The organism is Pseudomonas sp. LTJR-52 (genome assembly GCF_003691465.1).
Lineage (GTDB): Bacteria > Pseudomonadota > Gammaproteobacteria > Pseudomonadales > Pseudomonadaceae > Chryseomonas > Chryseomonas luteola.
Map to the genome: position 1 here is coordinate 4,694,767 of NZ_CP033105.1, position 19,501 is coordinate 4,714,267.

The window sequence follows — 19,501 nt, forward strand, 5'->3', positions numbered from 1 at the left end:
TTGATAGTTAATCTAATTAATGATTGAGACCCCTGCATAGCTGGCAGTGTTGATACTTGGCTGGTGGACAAACAGACCAGCTAGTAAACAAGTCTTAACAACAACAACAAAGGACTAACATGATTCTTCTTACCCGCTCTCTAGTTTCAGCAATGCATTACTGCCTGGTCACCCGGCACATGGCTTTCTTTTCTTCCGTCAAGCAGGTTAACGCCTTCAGCTCATAGGCGCGTGCTCTCGGAGCATTTAACGGTACTGAATTTACAGCGGTTCGCTTGTACAGCTCTGGATGCTGTCGAGTTACTGAGGAGTATTCGCATGCGTATGAAAGGCTCTGCTCTGATGGGGTGTCTGCTGCTTGCTGGTGCAGGATTCGCTCAGGGAGCAACGTTCTTGAATGGAGTGGTCATGGCCGATGCGCCTTTGACCAATGCCAAAGTCACAGTGATTGATAAGTGGGGAAAGCAAAAGACTGCTCTGACGGACCGCAAGGGGCATTGGCGCCTGGAAGCCTCAACGCTGACGCCGCCGTTACTGGTATCCGCTACCGATCTTACACCGCGCGACGGACACATTACGCAAAATTGCCGCTACAACGATAAACCTCGGACGCGTTGTATGGCCTCGGTAGTGACAGCGCTCCCACGTAATGGAAATACAACGGTCAATATCACACCACTTACAGATCGGATTGTTTCCGAAATCGCCCAGAAGCTTGGGTACATCGGTCCTCAACAGTGGGTGGAAAGTGGTAATGCGGGGCAAATGCGCGAGGAGTTTCTAACTGCGCCGCTTAATGCGATGAGGGCAGGCCTTTCGCAAGCACTGATTCAAGCAGGCGTTAGCCATGTAGATCGGTACAACCCTATTACCACACCCTTGCGTGACGACGGGAAAGGGGCAGCGGCTGTGTTGCAGGTGATCAACCACAACCGGGGTTATCACAACGACAGTGGTGAGGCGAGTGGGACCATCCTGACTGATATCCGTTTTCGCCCTATTGTAGGTTTTAGCGATGTCAGCACGACACATGACACCAGTGGTTATGAGCCTTTTGATTATTTACGTGCCAAGCGTGAGTTGGAGGCTATAAAGAATGCCAAGATTCGCATCCTGATTGTGAGTGACTCCACTGCGGCTTCCTACGAGGAAAGCCGACTACCCAGGATGGGATGGGGGCAGGTCTTCCAGGAACGCTTTCGGGACGATAGCGGTGTTGCCGTACTCAACGGAGCGCGGGCAGGGCGATCGAGTCGCGATTTCTATAACGAGGGTTGGTATCAACAGATGGCGCGCTTCATGAAGGCAGGTGACTATGTATTCATCGCCCATGGGCACAACGACCAAAACTGTAATAGCACCAAACCGGTGCGTGGTGCGGCAGATGTGAAAAACCTGTGTACCTATCCCAATGACAGTAATGGCAACAAGCAATATCCCGAAGGCCAACCGCAGCTGTCATTCCAGAACTCCTTGGAGCGCTACATTGTATTGGCGCGTCGGCAAGGAGCCAGACCCATCATTATGACGCCTACCACACGGGTGATGACTGCAGAGCGTAAACCCGCTTTCGAAAATGGTGATACTACACCGGTTGGTAGTTCCCACTGGACCAAGCAGAACAGCGAAAACGGCTATGCCTATGTAGGTGATTACGCGGCCACCATTCGCAAAACGGCTGCGGACAATCGAATTCCATTCATTGACCTCGAGCGGAAGACTATCGACTTCGTCAATCAGCACCGAGACGACTGGAAGTCCTATTGGCTTGCGGTTGATCCCAACGATCCACGCTATCCCTATTACAAAACCCAGACTTCCGGAACGTTGGATAATCCTGATCGTACCCACTTCCAGCAGAAGGGCGCCGAGGCGGTTGCCGGTATAGTAGCCGAAGGCATCGCGCAGCAACCGGCACTGGTTGAGCTGGCTGCAAAACTCAAGTAAGAAGGAATAACAACAATGTCCATGCCTTCCCTATTACGTAACACCATGCTCTTGGGCACTGTCAGCCTTGTATGTATCAGCCAGACGGCATTGGCAGTGCAGTACCAGGCGGTGGTGTCACCAACGGTGCAACCCAACACATTCACATCCATTAATGCGGCCATCAAGGCGGCCCCATCAGACCAGTCGCCCTATGTCATTTTCCTGAAAAAAGGAACCTATGAGGAGCGCTTGAGCATCACTCGCCCTAATATCACCTTGATAGGCGAGCAGCGGGACAAGACCATCATCAGTGCCGGTGTGTACGCGGGCATGCTCGATGAGAAGGGACAGAAATATGGTACGTCAGGCAGCAGCACCGTGAGTGTGAATGCGCCTGATTTTACAGCGCGCAATCTGACCATTCGAAACAGCTTCGACTTTCCGGCCAATGCGGCCAAGCTGGCTACTGATCCTACCAAGGTAAAGGATACCCAGGCGGTGGCGCTGCTGCTGGACAGTAACAGTGATCGCGCGCGTTTTCACAATGTGAGACTGGAGGGGTATCAGGATACGTTTTATAGCAAAACCGGTAGCCGCAGCTATTTCACTCAAAGCAAGATCACAGGGCATGTTGACTTCATTTTCGGATCAGGGATCAGTGTGTTCGATCACTGCGACATCGTTGCCCGACGCCGTACCGATATAGCACCGCCTTATGGCTATCTCACCGCGCCCAGTACCGATATCAAGTCTCCCTACGGGCTGATCTTCCTGCAAAGTCGTATTGTGAAAGAGATGGGGGTGCCTGCTCGCAGTTTCGCATTGGGACGTCCCTGGCATCCTACTACGACCTTTGAGGATGGCCGTTACGCTGACCCGAATGCAATCGGTCAGTCAGTCTTTATCAAGTCCTATATGGATGACCACATCTACGGCTGGGACAAGATGTCGGGCAAGGACAAGGATGGCAACACCATCTGGTTCTATCCGCAGGACTCTCGCTTCTTCGAGGGGCGCAACTATGGTCCAGGGGCTGCATTATGGGACCCACAGCGACGACAGCTTACAACTGAGCAGTTGAGGACGTTTACCTTGGACCTTATCTTCCCGGATTGGAAGCCTGAAAAGTTCAAGGACTGATAGCGCTAATCTGCCTGATCACCCCTGATGCGATCAGGCAGAACGCTAACGGAGTTAGCACAAGGCTTATTGGCCAGTGCCATTTGTAGTGCATTGCCCAATGGTATGGGGGGACTACCCTTGACCATTTGTGCAACTTTATCCATTTGAGGAATCCCGATATCGGTCGACCAGTTGCTTAACCCACTGCTGTGTGTGACGTCCAGTCGAACGAACTGTCCGGCTACTCGAGACAGTAGGGCAACAATCAACACTTTCGCCTGCTCGGCGGACTCTGCCACCGCCGGCCCAATAGCCAGACCGCGCCCAAACGGGCGTAATAATGCAAAGCCGACCTGCTGCCTATCCCGCTCAATACCTATTACGTACTGACTGATCTTTAATAAAGCCGCAAGCACTAGGCCACGGTTCATTCCGGTTGCGCTGGAAGCTAATTCACTGAGTTGGTGAAAATGTTGTGACGTTATCTCGTGCAGCGTATGCCCGACTGGTAGCTCATGATGTGGGAGGGCTGGTGCGCTCGCAGTTTGGTGTTGATGAATATGTTCGTAGGTAATAAAGCCCTGGCTGGCATAAAGGGGCGCTCTTTGTGGTGTTGCAACCAGGAGAGGAGTGCGTGGGCTTGCGTCGTTCAATACCTGATCGACCAATCCTTGTCGCCGCACATCAACGATGACCAGACCGAGGCTGATGTAATCGCCTTGAAGGCAGCAGAGCGCTGTACCCAATATGCCATGTGCGTTTTCTGCCACTATTCCCTGGCTGACCTGATGTATCCACTGCCAGTCCTGCAGGCGATGAGGCCAACCTACGGCACGTGACAATTCATGGGCATGTATCAGGTCTTCCGTTACCATTGGGCGAAATCGAATCGGAACCTCAGCAATCGACATGGGCTATAAAGTCCTCCGGCTCGGTCAGTAATAGACATTAGTCACTGTACCAGTCTACAGCCGATGCCTATCCAATGATGAAATGCTGAATAGGGTGAGATAGAGGCTCATCTCCAGATATATCTGGATAACCGATGTGGTTCGTTCAAAAGGGTATTGAAAGATCCCGTCAAAATTGAATGGCCGTGTCAATGTTCGCGTTTCAGAAAAGCAGTGGTCTCGCCAGAGCGATTATGAACTAATCAGGCAAACCATTAATTATTAGGGAATGACTTTAAAAGTTCGCAGCTTAATCAAGTATTCCGTTCTATGCGACTTACTTTATATTTGTTTATCACTTTGGTGAGGTTCCAGATAAACCTGTGCCAGCAATTGACGCTTTTGTAGGTCAATGTAATCTGGAGATTGCTGCATCCTGTAAATTCGGGCCAGCAATGAGCATGTAGTTGAAGCTGATAAGTTAGCTGGCGCGAACAACTGATCCAGCCATTGATATTCATATCAACGCCTTGCTCAGTAAAGATCTTGATTTAAGGCCAAGCCTGCAGCCGTTCTCTGCTCGTAACGGCGAGCGCACATAGCTGACCCTCGGAACGGCGGGAAGTCACGCGACCATTCACGAAGATAGTAGCAGCCAATTCCTTGTTGAGCATGCCGGTAATGACTGTAGACCTGCAGGCGCAGTGCTATCTCCTTGTTGCGCCCAAGCATGAGTCCGGCCAGATGCCCCTGGGAGCCATAGAGGGTAATACCGATGCCCCAAAAGTCAGAAGAATCGGGAAAGCCATATAAGACGACCGACGGATTATCATAGGCTGCTTTTTAGATAAACAATACAGCTATGTTTAGCTTGATAAGCAATAAGTAGGATTGCCTGTGATCTATTGGTAAATAATATATTTTTGCTGATTGCGAACTGTTGGTGCGTTTAAGGGGCTGCCAAAGAGCGTGAGTAAAAGTTCAAAGGCTAATTAATAAGGGCGTAAGTCTTATTTGGGGCGGTTTGGTTTTTGTCAAAAAGCGCTGTTAATTGATATAAAATTGCTTCAAATATATAGAACAAGGCTGTGCGAAACAATGTAGTGTAAGCCTTTATAGTTATGTATTTTTCTTCCATTGTCTGACAAGCAAACTGTCTATATAGGCAATCAGCTCGTCGGAGGTGATGGAGTAGTGATGTACCCAGTGGCCTTCTTTTGTGCGGCCGGCGCGTATTGGCCATTTGCTAAGGCCCAGTTGCCGGGCGCGCTCAATGACTTCTGTTGGGCTGGCTCCGGTTATCGGGATTGCCATGTTCAGTCTCCTTCATCTGATCTCTTATCGTTATCGGTGTAAACGGATAAGACCTTGAATGAAAACTGACTAACGGTCGGCGTATAACGGTAGCGAAAGCATGAACACGCATGTGGTCAGCGTATCTGCTAACCAGGAAAGAGGCAGGCTATAGGGCAAGACATCCATGTCTATGCCTTGAAAAGTTCTGCTCAGGGTACAGCTGACCAGTGCTGGCAGCCGTTCTTCATCCACTGGCTCTGATCGACGTCAATGCCATCGCCAACTTTGCATCCGGGTACATTCAGCACTTTGCCGCTGGACCGGTTGACCAAGCGGAACCAGGTTGATGCGCCAGGCAACATTTGCCACTGCTGCGTATGAAGGTTTTGCCATGTCTCCTGTGAGAGGGGGGAGTCGTTGACCGAGGCCGGTGCGGTAAGCACTTTGCCGCTGTTGACGCTCAGCACCTCATAGAAGCCATTCTTCAGGTTGATCATATGCCAGCGTTGAGCATTTTGTGTGTGATCACACGAGGTCTGTTCGACTCGTATACCTGCCTCCAGGCTAACGTTTTTCACATTCAAGCACTTGCTGCTGTTTTGGTTGACCAGTGTCACTGGCTTGTTTGCACCTGTTGGAACACCAAAGACTGGATTGCCGTTTGAATCCCAGCTGAGCGGTTGCACATAAATGGCCCTGTTGGGATCGTACAGCGGATCGCCTACGATGCCCTTGTAGTTGCGAGCATTATAGATGTGAAGGATGGTGCCATCCCGGTCGGTTGTGAAGGTATTGCTGCCTGTGCCGTAGATCCCGTTACGCTCGCTACTCTTGAAGACAGGAACAGGTGATTTGGTCCATACGCTAGGATCGAGTAGATCCGCCGTGGCGGGTGCGGAAAGCAGGCCCATGTTGTAGTTCGCATCGGTAGCACTGCCCGAATAGGCAATGAACACCTTGCCATTATGCTCCATGACGGCAGGCGCTTCGTTGACCCAGAAACCTACCTTCTCCCAGTCGTATTCAGGTTGCGATAGCATTACCTGTTTGCCTTTAATAGCCAGTGGGCCATCCAGCTCGGCAATGTAGAGATTGCTGTTACCTTCGATGTTCGGATCTTTCTGGGCCCAGACGATGTAACGTTTGCCTGCATGCACGAAGGTAGTCGTATCGATACTGAATGATTCCCAGTTTGTCTTGATCTGACCACGCTCGATCCAGCCTGAGCCTGTTACCGGATTGGCTGCATTGTTGGACAGTGCATAAATGCGGTGATTGAACGGGGTGCCTTCCTGAGCGGCAGCGAAATAGACGTACCAGGAACCGTTGTTGTAATCGATCCAGGGTGCCCAGACGTGGGTACTCATCTCACCACTGTCGTGCTTGGTCCAGATGACCTGTTCCTGGGCCTTTGCAAGACCGGCAATGGTCCTGGCGCGCCTGAGTGCGATCCGGTTGTACTCCGGTACGCTATAAGTCATGTAGTAATACCCGTCGGTATGTTTATAAACAGACGGATCGGCTCGTTGCGTAATGATGGGATTGTCGTACTGGGTTGCCGCCAGAGAGGAGGCCGGGTTGATCAATACTGTTACAGCGACCGCGAGGGAAAACCAGGCGGCATTGGTAAGGTTGCGCTTGAGACGCCTTACCTGAGCACACAGTTCTAGAACCATGGTGTTTCTCCGTTGTTGTTATTAGCAAGAACACAGGTTGTTATCGAGCAGTGTGAGCCACAGATTTAGAGGCTGAAGAAAACGGCCCATAACTGCAGCTCCTCAAGCCGAACCCTGCAAGACGGGTGACCTCATAAGGCAGGGTCGCCAAGCCCGACAGCAGAGATAGCTCAAGCGCAAGCCATGATAATGGTATGACTATTACCGGGATCGCCCGATTATTTATAGCCTACATCGCTCATACGTCTAGTGGTGGCGAGCTAATGTTATGATGAATAGGCGGTTTGGCAGCTTGGTTGATCAGGCGAGGCGGCCTTTGCCGAATCAAAGAGGTGTACCGATTTATTAATGACGTAATGACGCGATCAGGCTGAAGGCGACTTCATCGAAGTCACTCTTACAGAATATGTTTTCGGCTAACGCCAATAAGAGTCGGATGGATAGCGCTCTAGGCATTTCAGGCCGACTAAAATAAAACGGCCAATAGGATTGGCCGTTTTACGTAGTGGCAAAGACCTGAGGTCAGGCTGTCTTCTTGGTACGGCTTCGCTTTGGCTTGGGCATGGGCTGCGCCACGCTGGTTTCTATTCCGCCCGACAGCGGATCCCCTGCGGTGTCGTAGTCGACTTCTCTCTGGGCTTGAAACCAGTGCTCAAATCCCTGTCCATCCGGACGACCTGCGGCTTCCCAAATTTCGTAGGCGCGTTGACGTATGCGTTGTTCCAGATCATCCATCGCTCATCCTCCTATCGGATGTGGCTCAGCAGTCTGGCGCCGAGCTTTCTGACTTAGAGGCCTTGGGCCTTGAGTATCTACCTGCATGATTGCAACAGGACTATAAGAAGGGATGCCCAGTCTTCCTTATCGTTCCTCACGTGCTGTATACGTCCGATGAAAAGTCCTTTTCATTGAGAGACTTAACCTTTATCACGCTGCGCCAGCTCCATGATCATTCTTGCCAGTAGATAAAGTCTCGGCGCGACGCTTTCCACCTCGGCGTACTCTTCTGGCGTATGGATATTGCCGCCTACAATGCCAAAGCCATCCAGCGTTGGTACGCCCACACCCGCAGCAAGGCTGGCGTCAGCTGCGCCACCGCTGCCCTCGATCGTCAGCTTGCGGCCAATTTCACCGTAGATGTTTTGAGCCATCGACACGAGCTTATCCGTTTCGGCGGTTTGAGGCATAGGTGGCAAGCCCCGATGCAGATGAGTTTTCACGTCGGTCTCTTGGATCAGCTTGTTGGCAGAGACGCGAGCCATGTCTTGCTCGACCCGATCAAACTCCTCAGGAACTGCTACACGGACGTCTGCCTTGGCAGTCGCGCTGTCAGGTATGACATTCGTGCGATCGCCAGCGTCGATTACAGTAAAATTGACCGTGGTTTTCTTCTCGGCATCGCCCAGTTTGCCAAGCTGGAGGACCTGATGCGAGATTTCCATGGCAGCGTTTCGGCCGAGCTCCGGCGCTACGCCCGCATGAGCGGCCTTACCGGTAACGTCAACGGTTGCGGTCGCGCTTCCTTTTCGCCAAGCCACGAGGCCATCGGCAGGCCGGCCTGGCTCTAGATTAAGGGTAACGTCATGCTCCTTGGCCACCCGTTGAATCAGCTGAGTAGCAGCATCGGAACCGGTTTCCTCGCTGGCATCGAGCAAAAAGGTAATCTGAGCGTAATCCTTGAAGTTGAGGTCTTTCAATATCTTGAGCGCATAGATGCCCGCTACGATTCCGCCCTTATCGTCCATCACGCCGGGTCCGTAGGCTCGCCCATCCTTTATATGGAAAGGCCGCTCCTTGGCTGAGCCTTCTTTGAAAACGGTATCCATATGCGCCATCAGCAAGATTTTGGCCTTGCCTGTGCCTTTAAGCGTGGCAACGATGTGATAACTGTCATCAGGTGGAGAGTTTGGAACAGTCTCGATCGTAGCGCCCAGCTGTTTCAACTGATCAGCTGCAATCTGACCTACCTGTATCAGACCAGGTGCATAACCCGAGCCCGAATCAATATTTACCAGTTGCTCGAGTAGCTTGAGTGCTTCTTCCTTGTACTGTTCGGCATGGGATTGAACGGGGTGATTAGGTTCAGCCTGTACGGTGGAAGCGGTAGAAAAGGCAAAAGCGATTGCCAATGAAAGAGAGCACGTGGCGCGGCGGAGCATAACAGTCATGAGGCGTCCTTTTTGTTATGTGCCCAGACACTATAGACGCTCCCTGGCAGCCTGCATTTCGCTTCGTGTAAGCCATAACCGGCGGCTCAAGGTGGCTACGATTTTGACTTCAATGGCATCACTCGTGAGCCTTTGTCCTGTGCTATGCCAGTGAGCATGTATGTCAGGCTCGCGCCCAAACGCATCCGCTGGATTGCTGGATTCATTCAGTGGCGGCTTTAACGGCTGCCTTGGCCATATAGCGCTCAATGAGCGTGCAGGCCTGTTTGTTTAGATCAAGCAGTTCAGGCAGGAATACGCGTAGCTCGGGATGCTGACGAGTTTCCTCTTCCAAAACGCAATAGGCCTCGATGATGGACGCTTGAGTCCGCAAGGTTTGGCTGACCTTTTTCATAGGGATCTACTTGATTGATGTGGCTGCGTTGTCGGTCGGGATCAGAAAAACTTTATACCTTTCGTCGGTTGACGACCGGCGCAAATGGAAAACTGTCTGGTGATGACTTATAGCCTTCATAATTCCGTGTTATCAACGGTGCCTGTCTGCAGAGCTGCTTGGGGAGGCATGTTCATGGCAGTGTTCAAACGCTATCTGACTGTAGGGCCTATCGTTTCGTTGATCAGTGTTTCGGCGATACTGATAATGGCCAGTGCACCAAGTCATCTCTATCATTTTTCGGCACTGGCATTGTCTGGTCTCATCGGGATTATGGTTGGAGTGACAGCGCTTGTGATGACGGCCCGTTACATCTATACCCACCTTTAATCTGCTGTTGAAGGTTTGGATGACTGGCAAAATAAATAGTGGATTCATATCTCCAAAGCCGTGTAGTGCTAATGGCTATGAATGGAGGAGATCTGTATGAGCAATACGCCCTTAACTGCACAAAGCTCCGATCCTGTGGTGCCGGACGATGCGGGCATTGGCAGTGACGTATTCGATCCACTGCGTCCCGATATCATTCCTGATAATCCGCTTGGCGATGATGAGGTAGATCATCCGCTGTAACGCAACACAGTTATCGAAAACCCGGCTAATGCCGGGTTTTCTTTTGGCGAGCCGTTTTCACTGCTTATTTCCGAGTACCGCAGCACATAAGCGAAACGAAAATGGAACCCTGGGTGGTAGTGCTTGGGTCGAAGCGCGAATGAATGACACCCACCAGTGTCATACCGCTTTCGAATGCTTCTTGAGTCGCCGCATGGTTTACTTGAGGCAGTAATTTCAATCCATCAAAGGAACGTCAGATGAGCATCGACCTTAACGCAGGACGCCTGCCCGATGAGCATACCCTGGTCAACCTACCGCGCCTGGTGTCGCGCTATTACAGTGAGCGGCCCAACCCTGATGATCCGGCGCAGCAGGTTTCATTTGGTACATCCGGGCATCGCGGTTCATCGCTAAAGGTCAGCTTCAATGAGTGGCACATCCTGGCAACTACCCAGGCTATTTGTGATTACCGAAAAGAGCAGGGCGTAAATGGTCCGCTCTTTGTCGGCATGGATACCCATGCGCTGTCCGAACCTGCCTTTGTTTCAGCACTGGAAGTGCTGGCTGCCAATGGTGTTGAGACCCGTATCGATGCAGGCTGTGCTGAGACCCAGGGCGAGCCCGGTTATACGCCAACGCCCGCCATCTCCAATGCCATTCTCGAATACAACAAAGGCCGCACCAGCGGCCTGGCTGACGGTATTGTCATTACGCCTTCACACAATCCGCCTGCCGATGGTGGATTCAAATACAACCCCACCAACGGTGGTCCGGCCGATACCAACGTAACCAAGTGGATTCAGGAGCGTGCGAATGCGCTGCTCAAGGCAGGATTGAAGGGCGTGGAGCGCATGGACTATGCCCGTGCGTTGAAAGCGCCAACGACGCAGCGATTCGACTTTATCGAAAGCTATGTGGGTGGCCTTGATCAGGTCATCGATATCGAAGCCATCAAGCATTCGGGCCTTAAGTTTGGCGTGGATCCTCTGGGCGGGGCAGGCGTGCACTACTGGACGCGCATTGCCGAGCGTTTTGGTTTGCCGCTTGAGGTCCTGTCGACCCGTATCGATCCTACCTTCCGCTTCATGCGCCTGGATTGGGACGGCAAGATCCGCATGGACTGCAGCTCCCCTCATGCGATGGCTGGATTGATTGAAAACAAGGACCGTTTCGATGTGTCCTTCGCCTGTGACACCGACCATGACCGCCACGGTATCGTGTCGCGTTCGACCGGGCTGCTCAATCCCAACCATTACTTGGCGGTAGCGATCGAATACCTCTTTACTCACCGTCCCGAGTGGAGCGCTCACGCGGGTATTGGTAAAACACTGGTGTCGTCTTCCATGATCGACCGTGTGGCTCAGGGTATCGATCGGAAGGTCGTCGAGGTGCCGGTGGGCTTCAAGTGGTTCGTGGATGGCCTCATGGACGGAAGCCTTGGCTTTGGTGGTGAGGAGTCCGCGGGCGCATCGTTCCTGCGCAAGACTGGCGGTGCGTGGTCGACCGATAAGGACGGCATTATCCTGGGGCTGCTGGCGGCTGAAATCACGGCGGTTACTGGCAAAGACCCTGGTGAGCGCTATCAGGCACTGACCGAGCGCTTTGGCTCGCCGGTATATCAGCGTATCGATGCTGCAGCTGATCGCGAGCAGAAAGCCAAGCTCGGTAAGCTCTCCGCTTCACAGGTAACTGCCAGCGAGCTGGCCGGTCAGCCGATTACACAAATCCTGACCGAGGCGCCTGGCAATGGTGCGGCGATCGGTGGCCTCAAAGTTGTGACTGAAAACGGCTGGTTTGCTGCACGTCCTTCCGGTACGGAAGACGTTTACAAAATCTACGCCGAAAGCTTTGAGGGCGAAGCGCACCTCAAGCGCATTCAGGAAGAGGCGAAAGCACTGGTCGATAGCGTCTTGGCAGGTTGATCAAAGGCTACCTAGGTAAAAATCCTAGGCAGCCTTCTTTTCTTATAGACCAGCAGGCGTCTGCAACAGAAGCCAGCCGCCTGCTCTCAAAACGACCTGGATAGGCTAGATGACCTAGCGCTTCAGTTCATTGAGCATACCGTCCAGGCTGCGATGAAATGAGCTGCGCTCCCCGGCGCTGATAAAGCCCTGCTGGCGAGCCAGGTCCGCTGCGCTGGTTTCCACTTCCTTGATTTGCTGTTCGTAATGCTGCTGTTTGGCCTTGGTAATCGAGCCTTTTTGGGTATTGATAAGGCTATGTACAGCCTGTGCCTTGGCCCCGACGGCATCCTGTTCGCGAGTGTTCGCTTCCAATCCATCAGCCGTAGGGTAACCTTCGAGCCCTGTTCCTTTTATTAGCTGCCAAAGTGCTTCTACAGGTGTATAGCGGCCATGCAGTGCAGGCACCTTCCGATCTGCGAAAGGGGTAAGGTCCACCGTGACAGGGCAGCCGGTACTATGAGTCAGCTGCTGTAATGCTTCATCCAGACGCTGAGCCGGATAATTGAAATCAGTGGCCTCTCGCTGGCAGGCCGCCTGAGCAACTTGGCACGCCAAGCCAAGAATCATTAATCCAGCCAGAAGAGTTTTCATGGTTTCTCACGCAGTAGATAGAAAAATGGAGTCTTGCCTATTTCCATACCTAAAGGCAAAGCCTGACGTCTTAACGCGAGGAGATTCTCCAACCTTCACAATGCAGCTGATAGGCCGCAGGCGCTGCTGAAGGGTTCATGGCAAAATGATCATATAACCCGATGATCAGGATTCACGCCCTCCTTGCTTACTCTCTCCAGGCTCGCCTCGTTATTCACGCCCAAGCGATGGCTGGGCGGACTGTTCATCAAATTTTTTGTCAGTCTGTTCGTGATCTCTGGTTCTTCTACAGTTGCAATCATCGGCTTCGGTACCTGGAAAAGTCAGGTTGAGCTTAAAGAGGCGCTAAGTGAAGATAAATTGCACGACCGTGTTGCGGTAGAGGGCAGGGTGGTGGCTGAGCTGCTGCAAGCCGCCGCTACGCCTGAACGCTGCCAGGCACTGCTTGAATTGTTGGTCCATCGTGTCTTTGGTTCTGGTGTATTAACAGGCAAGGCTGGTAATAGTTTTAGCCAGTCTCTCGGGGAAGGGCGTCTTGCAGCGCTGTACCGCAATGAGCAGGGGCTGCAATGTCATTACCCCGCCAAACTGACGGAGCCGCTTCAAGCCAGAATGCAGACAGTTAGCCGCCAGAGTAACAGTATCAAGGTTGAAAGCGATGAGACGCGTACGGCCAGTGATATCTGGTTTAGCACGGCGGTTGCTCAGCTACCACAAGAGGCGGATAGGCTTGTTCTGGGTATGGAAGGGTTTGATCCATGGAAAGCCTTCTGGGCAGATACGAGCCGTCAGTTTGGTTGGCTTTGGCCCTACATGCTGATCAGTAATTGTTGCACCGCACTGCTGCTGGCTTTCTTCCTGCTGAATAGAATTCGTCATGCCGAGCAGGTAGCCAATACCTGGGCACAGGGCCAACTCGATATGCGTATCAACGATGAGGGACATGATGAGTTCGGCCGGCTGGCCCAGCGATTCGATCATATGGCTGATGCGGTAGCAGGTGTGATTGAGGTCAAGCAGGCTATCGCTGCGCAGGATGAGCGCAGTCGGTTGGCCCGCGAACTGCACGATACCGCGAAGCAGCGGTGCTTCGCCCTAGGGCTGCAGCTCAGCCTCTTACGCCGCCTGTGCAGTACCCATCCCGAGCAGAGCAAGCTGGCCAACTCATCACTCAAGCTTGTTGAGCATCTTCAACGAGACATGAGCGATGTTATCCATCGCCTCTCGGCACCCACAGTGGCCGAACTAGGCCTGGATAGCGCGTTGAAGCAGAACCTGGCAAACCTGCTTGAGGGCAGCGCCATCCAATGGTCTGTCGATATTCAGGAAGAGGTGATGCACTGGTTGAACGAGGAGGATGCGGTTGCAACTGAGCTGCTCTTGATTGCCAGTGAAGGGGCAGCCAACACGCTTCGACATGCCAACGCCTCGCATCTATGGATATCCCTCGTTCGTCAGGGAGAGCGGCTTGTTCTTAAAATCGAAGATGATGGTCAAGGCTTTCATCCGGGGCACGCCAGCTCGGGAATGGGCTTGGGCAATATGCGTCAAAGAGCCCACTGGCTTTTGGAAGGGCGTATTGATATTCGCAGCGAGCCCGGCCAGGGAACCACCGTTGAAATCTCCTTTAAACCCACAGAAGGGTAATGATGAAAACCACCGTGTTGCTGGTTGATGACCATGCCATTGTCAGACAGGGCATCCGCAGTCTGCTCGACATTACCGGCGAGTTCGATGTGATAGGCGAGGCGGGAGATGGACAGACAGCGATTGAGCTCGCTCAGGCGTCCAAACCTGAGCTTGTCTTGCTGGATTTGATGATGCCAGGGTTGAGCGGTGTGGAGACAATCAAGCGACTGCTGGAGGTAAGTCCGGGTAGCCAGATAGCTGTCTTGAGTTCTACCGAAGAAGATGAGTTGGCCTTTGCTGCCATTGAGGCGGGCGCTCAGTCCTTTCTCGTCAAGACGATGTTGGGTGATGAGCTGATTGATATGATCCGCCGGATCGCGCGAGGTGAGATCATTATTCATCCCTTTGTCGCGTCGAAGCTTCTCAAGGTGGTCAGGGGAATTCGCGAGCCCAAGGTCGATCCCTTCAAGGAGCTGACCGAGCGTGAACTTGATGTGCTTCGCGAGCTTGCCTCTGGGGGCAGTAACGTGCGCATTGCTACTGCACTGAATATTAGTGAGAAAACAGTGAAGTCCCATATTAGCAGCCTGCTCTCCAAACTCGACTTGGCTGATCGTACAGAAGCCGTTGCCTTCGCCTGGAAGCAAGGATTGATGACGCATCATGGGTCCTAAAAGCGCAGTCTAGTAAAGGCCCAGCCCGGTATTCGGCCGGGCCTTTGTTTATCAGATACCACCCAACACTCTGTACAACTCGATGCGATTTTCCTCCGCGATTTGACGTGCATTGATCAGCGATTTCTGGGCGCTGTAGAGCGTACGTTGCGCATCGAGCGCATTCAGGAAGGTATCAATACCCCGTCTATAACGTGCATCTGAGAGCTGGTAGCTTTCGCTGGCCGCTTCCAAAAGAGCTGTCTGGGCAGAAAGTTGCTCCTCCAGTGTGCCGCGCCTGGCCAGCGCGTCAGCCACTTCACGAAAAGCGGTCTGGATGCTTTGCTCATAGTCAGCGACGTAATAGTCCCGCTGGGCCTTGCTGTAGTTCAGGTTGGCTGTATTGGCGCCGCCGGTGAAGATCGGGACGCTAACAGAGGGCATGAATGACCAGACTTTGTTGGCGCTTGAAAACAGCGATGACAGCCCGTTACTGCTCAAGCCTACAGAGGAAGTAAGGCTCAGCTGCGGAAAGAATGCTGCCCGAGCAGCCCCGATATTGGCATTGGCTGCCAACAGGTTGTGTTCGGCCTGAAGCACATCCGGGCGCTTGAGCAGGACGTCGGAAGACAGCCCAGGCGAGACCTCGGCAAACAATGGTTTATCTGCCTCCAAGGGTTGGGGTAGCACCGCATCGTCCAAGGTCTGCCCGACCAGCAGTTCCAGTGCATTGCGGTCCTGAGCGACAAGCGTCTGGTAGTTGGCAATGTCTGCGCGTGCCTGCTCATAGATCGTCTGGGCCTGCCGCAGATCAACACGGGAGGCAATGCCTGCCGAGAGTCTCCCCTGGATCAGGTTGACCGTGCGGCCGGCACTTTCCAGCGTTTCCTCCGAGATCCTCAGTTGCGCCCGGTCAGACGCGAGCGTCAGGTAGGCATTGGCTGTTTCCGCGATCAAACTGATATAGGTGGCGCGGGAAGCCTCTTCTGTAGCCAGCAAACTCTGCTGCGCTGATTCGGACAGGCTCCGCACGCGTCCAAACAAATCCAGCTCATAGGCGCTAAGCCCAACGCTTGCCGAAACGCTTTTGCTGTAGACGGTCTGTTTTTGGCCCAACGTCTCAACCTGAGTGCGTGAACGTGAAGCATTGGCGCTGGCGTTTAACTGGGGCCAGAGTTCGGAGCGCTGCAGACGATACTGCGCCCGAGCCGACTCGATATTGGCCGCCGCTTTGCGCAGGTCCCGGTTATTGGCTAGCGCAAGCGTTATAACGGACCGTAGATCGGCATCCAGCACAAGCGCTTCCCAAGTGGTTGGCACAAAGGCTTGTACAGAGGGCGTGTAGCCAGCTCCCTGCGGCCACGTCGAAGGAACCGGGGCGGCGGGGCGCTCATAAGTGGGAGCGAGAGTGCAGCCAAGCAGAGCCATCGGCATGAGCAGCGCTAAACATCTCAGGCGCATCACGGTGTCTCCTGCGAAGTGGATGGGGTCTTGCTCTTCTGGAAGCGGATAGCGAGGCCGCGGACGAGCACAAAGAACAGCGGTACGAAAAAGATCGCAAGCACTGTTGCGGTGAGCGTACCGCCAATGATGCCGGTGCCGATGGAGATGCGGCTGTTGGCGCCTGCACCGGTAGCAACGGCCAGGGGCAGCACACCAGCCATAAAGGCCAGGGACGTCATGACAATCGGACGAAGTCTTAAGCGAGCACCCTCAAGCGCCGCATTCCAGATGGAGAGCCCACGCTTCTCAGCCGCTTCGGCAAACTCAACAATCAGAATGGCATTCTTGGCAGCCAAGCCAATGGTGGTAATGAGCGCAACCTGGAAAAATACATCGTTTTCCAGCCCTCGCAAGGTGGCTGCGAGGATAGTGCCGACGATACCCAGCGGAATGACCATGAGCACCGAGAAGGGAATCGACCAGCTGTTGTAGAGGGCTGCCAGGCAGAGGAAAACAATCAGAATAGACAGGGCATAAAGGCGAATGGCCTGCCCGCTGGATTCGCGCGCCTGATAGGACAGGTCGCTCCAGGCAAAGGTTGTACCCTGGGGCAACTGGCTGGCCAAACGTTCCATGGTGTCCATGGCTTCACCCGAGCTGACACCCGGAGCACCCTGACCCTGAATCGCGTATGAGGCAAGGCCGTTAAAGCGTTCAAGGTTGTCCGGGCCGCGCTCCCAATGCGTAGTGGCAAAGGCCGAGAAAGGTGTCATCGCGTTGGACTGACCACGCACGTACCACTGGTACAAATCATCAGGCTGAGAACGAAACGGGGCATCACCCTGCATGTACACCCGCTTGACGCGACCCCGGTCGATAAAGTCATTGATATAGGTACTGCCCCAGGCGGCACTTAACGTCGAGTTGATATCGCTCAACGCTAGCCCGCTGGAAACCGCCTTGGACTGATCAATGTCGATTTTGAGCTGTGGAGTTTCTTCCAGGCCGCTTGGGCGAACTGCGGCCAGGGACGGCTCTGCTGCGGCCAGCCCTAACAGCTGATTACGAAAGCCCAGGAGCTGAGCACGGTCCGTTGTGGCTGATGCCTGTAGCTGGAACGTGAAGCCAGCCGATTGGCCTAGGCCCTGGATCGCAGGAGGGGTCAGGGCGTAGATCTGCGCATCGCGGGAACGATAAAAGGTGGCCATGGCGCGATTGGAAATACTATCGGCCCGATCTTTCTCATCGGTGCGCTCGCTCCAATCTTTAAGGGCAACAAACGCAAGGCCCGTATTCTGGCCGCTTCCGCCAAAGCCAAATCCGACAATGGTAAAAATTGCTTTGGTGTTGTCCTTTTCGGTTTCCAGATAGTGGCGCTCAATGGTCTTGCCAACCTCCAGACTGCGCTTCTGGGAGGCTCCGACCGGCAAGGTAAACTGCACCATGTTCGAGCCCTGGTCTTCGGTAGGCAGAAAGCCGCTGGGTAAACGCATATACAGCACGACCAGTACGGCGCCCAGGCATCCATAAATGAGCATGAACCGTACCGGGCGTTTGAGTACGCCCGTTACCCCATGCTCATAGCGGTTGAGGTTCTTGTTGAAGGTGCGGTTGAACCAGCCAAAGAAACCAGACTGCGCCTGATGCTCGGCTGGCTTGAGTAATGTTGCGCACAGGGCGGGTGTGAGTGTCAGTGCAATAAACACCGACAGCACCATGGACGCCACGATAGTGATGGAAAACTGCCGATAGATAACCCCTGTCGACCCGCCAAAGAAAGCCATAGGCAGAAAAACGGCAGACAACACCATGGCAATCCCGATCAACGCACTGTTGATTTCCGTCATCGACTCCATGGTGGCGTCAAGGGCAGACAGCTTGCGCTCCGTCATCAGGCGCTCAACGTTTTCCACCACCACAATGGTGTCGTCTACCAGAAGACCAATGGACAGCACCACGCCAAACAGGGTCAGCGTATTGATGGAATATCCTGCAATCCATAGCACGCCGAATGTGCCTAACAGCACCACCGGAACGGAAATCGCCGGGATAAGGGTCGCGCGCCAGCTCTGCAGGAAAATGAACATCACCACGACAACAAGGGCAATCGCCTCGAAGAGCGTCTTGATGACCTCGTGAACTGAAAGCTTGATAAATTCCGTGCTGTCGAGCGGGAACTCCAGGTGGTAGCCTTCAGGAAAGTTACTGGACAGCTCCTGTGCCAGCGCCTTTACGCCTTCGGCTGTGGAAAGTGCATTGCTTCCAGGTGCAAGCTTCACTGCAAGTCCTGCAGCAGCATGGCCGTTCAAGCGAGTGACGATGCTGTAACTCTCACTGCCCAGCTCCACCCGAGCCACATCGCCCAAATGCACATGCGCGCCTGACGAATCGCTCTTCAAGATGATGTCCCGGAACTGCTGGGGTGTACGCAGTCGCGATTGTGCGGTGACGGTGGCGTTGAGCTCCTGATCCGGTGGAGAAGGCAATCCGCCAATCTGTCCAGCAGAAACTTGAGTGTTCTGTGCCTGTACGGCCGCCGTGACGTCAGATGGCATCAATCCATAGGTAGCCAGCTTCGAGGGATCTAACCATATGCGCATGGCATATTCAGAGCCGAATATTTGCACATCGCCTACACCAGGAACCCGTGAGATAGGGTCCTGCAGGTTACTGGCCATATAGTCGGAAATATCAGTAGAGGATGAACGATCCGTGTCGTCATATAGGGCCATGATCAGCAGGAAATCATTCTGCGCCTTGGTCACCGAGACGCCTTGCCGCTGCACCTCGGAAGGCAGACGCGTAAGCGCCTGCTGAACCTTGTTCTGGACCTGAATCTGAGCGTTATCGGGATCAATGCCCTGGTTGAAGGTCACGGTAATGCTGGTTCGCCCTGTAGAGCTGCTGCTTGAGGAAAATGACTGAAGGCCATCCAGCCCCTTGAGTTGCTGTTCAAGGATTTGCGTAACGCTGTTCTCCATGGTCTCGGCCGAGGCGCCAGAATAGGAAGCACTGACCGAAATAGCGGGAGGCGCCACATCCGGGTATTGGGCGATGGGAAGAGTACGTATCGCCAAGAGGCCAAAAAGCATGATGACGATACTGATGACCCAGGCGAAGACCGGTCGCTTGATAAAGAAATGTGCAAACAT

At 53.5% G+C, this 19,501-nt stretch carries 16 protein-coding genes; 7 read left to right on the top strand and 9 right to left on the bottom strand.

What is annotated here, in order from left to right; all coding sequences use genetic code 11:
• The first annotated feature begins 318 nt into the window (after positions 1-318).
• Both EAW52_RS21770 and EAW52_RS21775 read left to right on the top strand, forming a co-directional pair.
• Positions 319-1,947 carry a GDSL-type esterase/lipase family protein gene (locus tag EAW52_RS21770; protein ID WP_122044032.1) on the top strand — a complete coding sequence of 543 codons (1,629 nt, stop codon included), beginning with the start codon at positions 319-321 and terminating at the stop codon, positions 1,945-1,947.
• A 15-nt stretch (positions 1,948-1,962) separates the two neighbouring features.
• Positions 1,963-3,069 (top strand): pectinesterase family protein, encoded by a 1,107-nt coding sequence (locus tag EAW52_RS21775; RefSeq protein ID WP_122044033.1) that lies wholly within the window; start codon positions 1,963-1,965, stop codon positions 3,067-3,069.
• A 5-nt stretch (positions 3,070-3,074) separates the two neighbouring features.
• Here the strand turns inward: EAW52_RS21775 and EAW52_RS21780 are convergent, their stop codons facing one another.
• The 6 genes from EAW52_RS21780 to EAW52_RS21805 all read right to left on the bottom strand — a co-directional run bounded on the left by EAW52_RS21780 (position 3,075) and on the right by EAW52_RS21805 (position 9,475).
• Positions 3,075-3,962, bottom strand: a complete 888-nt coding sequence (locus EAW52_RS21780) for a GNAT family N-acetyltransferase (protein WP_122044034.1) — start codon at positions 3,960-3,962, stop codon at positions 3,075-3,077.
• Positions 3,963-5,060: 1,098 nt separating this feature from the next.
• The gene (locus EAW52_RS21785) at positions 5,061-5,255 is read right to left on the bottom strand and encodes a hypothetical protein (protein WP_010798688.1); all 195 of its coding nucleotides are present in this window, start codon (positions 5,253-5,255) and stop codon (positions 5,061-5,063) included.
• A gap of 191 nt (positions 5,256-5,446) precedes the next feature.
• Positions 5,447-6,913, bottom strand: coding sequence for a family 43 glycosylhydrolase (locus tag EAW52_RS21790; RefSeq protein ID WP_122044035.1), 1,467 nt, complete (start codon positions 6,911-6,913; stop codon positions 5,447-5,449).
• A 522-nt stretch (positions 6,914-7,435) separates the two neighbouring features.
• On the bottom strand, positions 7,436-7,648 hold the full coding sequence (locus EAW52_RS21795; protein ID WP_010798685.1) for a DUF2934 domain-containing protein: 213 nt from the start codon (positions 7,646-7,648) through the stop codon (positions 7,436-7,438).
• Positions 7,649-7,830: 182 nt separating this feature from the next.
• Positions 7,831-9,081 carry a M20/M25/M40 family metallo-hydrolase gene (locus tag EAW52_RS21800; protein WP_122044036.1) on the bottom strand — a complete coding sequence of 417 codons (1,251 nt, stop codon included), beginning with the start codon at positions 9,079-9,081 and terminating at the stop codon, positions 7,831-7,833.
• 202 nt (positions 9,082-9,283) lie between these two features.
• Positions 9,284-9,475, bottom strand: a complete 192-nt coding sequence (locus EAW52_RS21805) for a hypothetical protein (protein WP_122044037.1) — start codon at positions 9,473-9,475, stop codon at positions 9,284-9,286.
• Between the two features lie 174 nt (positions 9,476-9,649).
• Here EAW52_RS21805 and EAW52_RS21810 point away from each other — a divergent pair, with 174 nt between their 5' ends.
• The 3 genes from EAW52_RS21810 (at position 9,650) to pgm (ending at position 11,991) form a co-directional block, all read left to right on the top strand.
• Positions 9,650-9,844 carry a hypothetical protein gene (locus EAW52_RS21810; RefSeq protein ID WP_122044038.1) on the top strand — a complete coding sequence of 65 codons (195 nt, stop codon included), beginning with the start codon at positions 9,650-9,652 and terminating at the stop codon, positions 9,842-9,844.
• 96 nt (positions 9,845-9,940) lie between these two features.
• Entirely contained in the window at positions 9,941-10,087 is a 147-nt protein-coding gene (locus tag EAW52_RS26030) for a hypothetical protein (protein ID WP_162997681.1), read from the top strand.
• Positions 10,088-10,326: 239 nt separating this feature from the next.
• Entirely contained in the window at positions 10,327-11,991 is a 1,665-nt protein-coding gene (gene pgm / locus EAW52_RS21815; RefSeq protein WP_122044039.1) for a phosphoglucomutase (alpha-D-glucose-1,6-bisphosphate-dependent), read from the top strand.
• Between the two features lie 114 nt (positions 11,992-12,105).
• Here pgm and EAW52_RS21820 read toward each other — a convergent pair whose 3' ends face one another.
• Entirely contained in the window at positions 12,106-12,624 is a 519-nt protein-coding gene (locus EAW52_RS21820) for an STN domain-containing protein (protein WP_162997682.1), read from the bottom strand.
• A 183-nt stretch (positions 12,625-12,807) separates the two neighbouring features.
• Between EAW52_RS21820 and EAW52_RS21825 the strand changes: the two genes are divergently transcribed.
• Together EAW52_RS21825 and EAW52_RS21830 are read left to right on the top strand one after the other, a co-directional pair.
• Positions 12,808-14,271 carry an ATP-binding protein gene (locus EAW52_RS21825; RefSeq protein WP_122044041.1) on the top strand — a complete coding sequence of 488 codons (1,464 nt, stop codon included), beginning with the start codon at positions 12,808-12,810 and terminating at the stop codon, positions 14,269-14,271.
• Positions 14,271-14,927, top strand: coding sequence for a response regulator transcription factor (locus EAW52_RS21830; RefSeq protein WP_122044042.1), 657 nt, complete (start codon positions 14,271-14,273; stop codon positions 14,925-14,927). The genes EAW52_RS21825 and EAW52_RS21830 overlap by 1 nt, the downstream gene beginning before the upstream one ends.
• A gap of 51 nt (positions 14,928-14,978) precedes the next feature.
• Here EAW52_RS21830 and EAW52_RS21835 read toward each other — a convergent pair whose 3' ends face one another.
• Both EAW52_RS21835 and EAW52_RS21840 read right to left on the bottom strand, forming a co-directional pair.
• Positions 14,979-16,367 carry an efflux transporter outer membrane subunit gene (locus tag EAW52_RS21835; protein ID WP_122044043.1) on the bottom strand — a complete coding sequence of 463 codons (1,389 nt, stop codon included), beginning with the start codon at positions 16,365-16,367 and terminating at the stop codon, positions 14,979-14,981.
• The gene (locus EAW52_RS21840) at positions 16,367-19,501 is read right to left on the bottom strand and encodes an efflux RND transporter permease subunit (RefSeq protein ID WP_122044044.1); all 3,135 of its coding nucleotides are present in this window, start codon (positions 19,499-19,501) and stop codon (positions 16,367-16,369) included. The genes EAW52_RS21835 and EAW52_RS21840 overlap by 1 nt, the downstream gene beginning before the upstream one ends.

What these genes read in the sequence shown, in the direction of transcription:
- EAW52_RS21795 (WP_010798685.1), bottom strand. Translation starts at nt 7,648, where the DNA reads ATGGATGATCTGGAACAACGCATACGTCAACGCGCCTACGAAATTTGG.
- EAW52_RS21820 (WP_162997682.1), bottom strand. Translation starts at nt 12,624, where the DNA reads ATGAAAACTCTTCTGGCTGGATTAATGATTCTTGGCTTGGCGTGCCAA.
- EAW52_RS21770 (WP_122044032.1), top strand. Translation starts at nt 319, where the DNA reads ATGCGTATGAAAGGCTCTGCTCTGATGGGGTGTCTGCTGCTTGCTGGT.
- EAW52_RS21800 (WP_122044036.1), bottom strand. Translation starts at nt 9,081, where the DNA reads ATGACTGTTATGCTCCGCCGCGCCACGTGCTCTCTTTCATTGGCAATC.
- EAW52_RS21835 (WP_122044043.1), bottom strand. Translation starts at nt 16,367, where the DNA reads ATGCGCCTGAGATGTTTAGCGCTGCTCATGCCGATGGCTCTGCTTGGC.
- EAW52_RS21780 (WP_122044034.1), bottom strand. Translation starts at nt 3,962, where the DNA reads ATGTCGATTGCTGAGGTTCCGATTCGATTTCGCCCAATGGTAACGGAA.
- EAW52_RS21805 (WP_122044037.1), bottom strand. Translation starts at nt 9,475, where the DNA reads ATGAAAAAGGTCAGCCAAACCTTGCGGACTCAAGCGTCCATCATCGAG.
- EAW52_RS26030 (WP_162997681.1), top strand. Translation starts at nt 9,941, where the DNA reads ATGAGCAATACGCCCTTAACTGCACAAAGCTCCGATCCTGTGGTGCCG.
- pgm (WP_122044039.1), top strand. Translation starts at nt 10,327, where the DNA reads ATGAGCATCGACCTTAACGCAGGACGCCTGCCCGATGAGCATACCCTG.
- EAW52_RS21830 (WP_122044042.1), top strand. Translation starts at nt 14,271, where the DNA reads ATGATGAAAACCACCGTGTTGCTGGTTGATGACCATGCCATTGTCAGA.
- EAW52_RS21810 (WP_122044038.1), top strand. Translation starts at nt 9,650, where the DNA reads ATGGCAGTGTTCAAACGCTATCTGACTGTAGGGCCTATCGTTTCGTTG.
- EAW52_RS21785 (WP_010798688.1), bottom strand. Translation starts at nt 5,255, where the DNA reads ATGGCAATCCCGATAACCGGAGCCAGCCCAACAGAAGTCATTGAGCGC.
- EAW52_RS21840 (WP_122044044.1), bottom strand. Translation starts at nt 19,501, where the DNA reads ATGTTTGCACATTTCTTTATCAAGCGACCGGTCTTCGCCTGGGTCATC.
- EAW52_RS21775 (WP_122044033.1), top strand. Translation starts at nt 1,963, where the DNA reads ATGTCCATGCCTTCCCTATTACGTAACACCATGCTCTTGGGCACTGTC.
- EAW52_RS21790 (WP_122044035.1), bottom strand. Translation starts at nt 6,913, where the DNA reads ATGGTTCTAGAACTGTGTGCTCAGGTAAGGCGTCTCAAGCGCAACCTT.